Origin of the sequence: Streptomyces sp. NRRL B-24085 (genome assembly GCF_001282115.1) — a bacterium.
Classification (GTDB): domain Bacteria; phylum Actinomycetota; class Actinomycetes; order Streptomycetales; family Streptomycetaceae; genus Streptomyces.
Genome location: NZ_LJBR01000406.1, coordinates 1 through 3,035 on the forward strand (window position 1 = coordinate 1; position 3,035 = coordinate 3,035).

Consider the following 3,035-nt stretch of genomic DNA (forward strand, 5'->3'; position numbering starts at 1 on the left):
CCCAGATGACCCGCCAGCTCACTCTCCACCAGATGCTGCCCCGGCTGCAGAGCACGCGTCGTGATCAGCTCCAACAACGCCCCGTACACACGATCACGCAACGGACCGGGACGCTCCAGCTTCGGTACGGATCCCTGCGGCAGACCTGTCGACAACATCCCGGTCCCCCTCCTCGGCAGCGGACACCCCCGGACACCCACTCGTCGCCTTTTGTCTACAGTCTACGGCGCACAAGGGCCAGGTAAACCGCGCGTCGACCTCGTCACATCGCATGCGTGAGGAACGCGTCAGCGGCGCCTCACGGGCAGCGGACGACCTGACCGGCGTACGACAGGTTCCCGCCGAACCCGAACAGCAGCACCGCGTCCCCCGTCGAGACCGCACCCTGTTCCACCAGCTTGGAGAACGCGAGCGGAATGCTGGCCGCCGACGTGTTCCCGGACTCCGTGACATCACGGGCCACCACGGCGTTGACCGCGCCGATCTTCTCCGCGAGCGGTTCGATGATCCGCAGGTTCGCCTGGTGCAGCACCACCGCGGCGAGGTCCGCCGGGGTGAGCCCGGCGCGTTCGCAGGCCTGCCGGGCCAGCGCCGGAAGCTTCGTGGTCGCCCAGCGGTAGACGCTCTGCCCCTCCTGCGCGAACCGCGCCGGCTCGCCCTCGATCCGCACGGCGTGCCCCATCTCCGGCACCGACCCCCACAGCACGGGCGAGATGCCGGGCACGTCGGCCCCCTCGACGACCGCCGCACCGGCCCCGTCGCCGACGAGCACGCAGGTGGTGCGGTCGGTCCAGTCGGTGACCGCGGACATCTTGTCGGCGCCGATCACCAGCGCCCGGGTCGCCGCCCCGGCCCGGACGGTGTGGTCGGCGGTGGCCAGCGCGTGCGTGAAGCCGGCGCACACCACGTTGACGTCCATCGCGGCGGGCGAGGGGATGCCGAGCCGGGCGGCGACCCGGGCGGCCATGTTCGGGGAGCGGTCGACGGCGGTCGAGGTGGCGACCAGGACGAGGTCGATGTCGGCGGGGGTGAGCCCGGCCGCGGCCAGCGCCTTGGCGGCGGCGTGCGAGGCGAGCTCGTCGACCGGCTCGTCGGGACCGGCGATGTGGCGGGTCCGGATGCCCACCCGGGACCTGATCCACTCGTCGCTGGTGTCGACGAGGCCCGCCAGGTCCTCGTTGGTGAGCACCTTGGCGGGCTGGTAGTGGCCGACTGCGGCGATCCGCGAGCCGTTCATGGAGGATCCCCCTCGTTGCCTTGGGTAGCGGGATCCACCAGTCTGATCAGTGACTCACGGGTACGAGGGCACGTAAGGCCACAGGAAACGGGCGCCCGAGTTGTCGGCTTCCCTCACCCTCTCGGACGCCCGAACACCTGCCGAACAGTTACTTGGTGAACAACTGCGTCGCCTTCTGCACGAGCTCGTAGAGCCCGTAGGCGAGCGGTGCGCCCACCCACACCCAGGCCAGGGCGATGAGCGGACGCCGGTCAGGCGGACTCTGACTGCTGTCGGGCTGTGACATCGGCGGCCTCCCTCGGTGCGGGGATGTGGTGGCGGGCACTGACGGGGCGGACCAGCTCGTTGGCGACGAAACCGACGACGAGCAGCCCGATCATGATCACGAAGGACGTCCCGTAGAGGGCGGAGCCGCTCTTGCCCGCCTCCTCCTGCCGGTCGGCGATCCAGTTCACGATCAGCGGGCCGAGGACACCGGCCGTGGACCATGCGGTGAGCAGCCGGCCGTGGATGGCGCCGACCTGGTAGGTCCCGAAGAGGTCCTTCAGGTAGGCGGGGATCGTCGCGAAACCGCCGCCGTAGAAGGACAGGATCACCAGCGCGCACAGGATGAACAGCGGCTTCGAGGAGTCGCCGAACAGGGCGATCAGGCCGTACATCACCGCTCCCACGCCCAGGTAGACGCGGTAGATGTTCTTGCGTCCGATGAGGTCGGACGTCGAGGACCAGCCGATGCGCCCGGCCATGTTGGCCGCCGACAGCAGCGCGACGAAGCCGGCCGCGGCCGACACCGAGACCGGGGTCGAGGTGTCCCTGAAGAAGTCCGTGATCATCGGGGCGGCCTTCTCCAGGATGCCGATGCCCGCGGTGACGTTCATGCAGAGCACGATCCACAGGCACCAGAACTGGGGCGTGCGCACCGCGTTGCGCGCCGAGACCTGCGGGCCGTCGAAGGCGCTGGGCGCGCTCTCGACCGGCTTCTCGCTGCGCGGCACGCGCACCAGCAGGACACCGAGGAGCATGAAGACGGCGTACGACAGCCCGTGCACGAGGAAGGCGAGGGCGATCCCGGAACTGTCGGAGCCGAAGGACTCCAGCATCTGCGCCGACCAGGGCGAGGCGATGAGCGCGCCGCCGCCGAAGCCCATGATGGCAATGCCGGTGGCCATGCCGGGCCGGTCGGGGAACCACTTGATCAGGGTGGACACCGGTGAGATGTAGCCGATGCCGAGACCGATGCCGCCGACGAAGCCGTAGCCGAGGACGATCAGCCAATACTGCTCGGTGGCCGCCCCCAGCGCGGACAGCAGGAAGCCGGACGAGAAGCAGACGAGCGCCACCGTCATCGCCCAGCGCGGCCCGTTGCGCTCCACCAGCGTGCCGCCGAACGCGGCGGACAGGCCGAGCATCACGATGCCGAGCTGGAAGGGCAGTGCGCTCTGGGTGCCGCTGAGTCCGAGCGCGGACTCGAGCGGCGGCTTGAACACGGACCAGGCGTACGCCTGCCCGATGGAGAGATGGACCGAGAGAGCGGCCGGGGGGACGAGCCAGCGGCTCCAGCCCGGCGGTGCGACAGGGGGACTCATGATCCCGAACGGTAGGAACAATCAGGTGGGTTGAAAAGGCGGTGCGTCGACCGTATGCGATGAGCGGTATCCCGGACGCGATGAACGGTCGAACCGGCCTGTTTCGAGGACGCGTTCTTGCCCGCACTCCAACCATACTGTAGACAGTATTTCGTCGACATCGAGTGGGGAGGGCTCCATGACGAACCCGCCGACCCGCCCCCGGCTCACCC

General features: G+C 69.4%; 3 protein-coding genes and 1 pseudogene. All 4 read right to left on the reverse strand.

The features are described 5' to 3' along the window. Positions 1-158 (reverse strand): annotated as a pseudogene (locus AOJ26_RS44685) (GntR family transcriptional regulator); the annotation flags it as partial. A 140-nt stretch (positions 159-298) separates the two neighbouring features. Continuing rightward, the gene (locus AOJ26_RS34850) at positions 299-1,237 is read right to left on the reverse strand and encodes a beta-ketoacyl-ACP synthase III (RefSeq protein WP_053852366.1); all 939 of its coding nucleotides are present in this window, start codon (positions 1,235-1,237) and stop codon (positions 299-301) included. A gap of 148 nt (positions 1,238-1,385) precedes the next feature. Beyond that, positions 1,386-1,523 (reverse strand): MFS transporter small subunit, encoded by a 138-nt coding sequence (locus tag AOJ26_RS44020; RefSeq protein ID WP_167364525.1) that lies wholly within the window; start codon positions 1,521-1,523, stop codon positions 1,386-1,388. Next, positions 1,489-2,823 (reverse strand): OFA family MFS transporter, encoded by a 1,335-nt coding sequence (locus AOJ26_RS34855; RefSeq protein ID WP_053852367.1) that lies wholly within the window; start codon positions 2,821-2,823, stop codon positions 1,489-1,491. Before AOJ26_RS34855 ends, AOJ26_RS44020 begins: the two co-directional genes overlap by 35 nt. Between the last annotated feature and the right edge of the window lie 212 nt (positions 2,824-3,035).

Bases quoted from the DNA above. Each gene is read 5' to 3' on its own strand.
- AOJ26_RS34850 (WP_053852366.1), bottom strand. From the start codon at position 1,237: ATGAACGGCTCGCGGATCGCCGCAGTCGGCCACTACCAGCCCGCCAAG.
- AOJ26_RS34855 (WP_053852367.1), bottom strand. From the start codon at position 2,823: ATGAGTCCCCCTGTCGCACCGCCGGGCTGGAGCCGCTGGCTCGTCCCC.
- AOJ26_RS44020 (WP_167364525.1), bottom strand. From the start codon at position 1,523: ATGTCACAGCCCGACAGCAGTCAGAGTCCGCCTGACCGGCGTCCGCTC.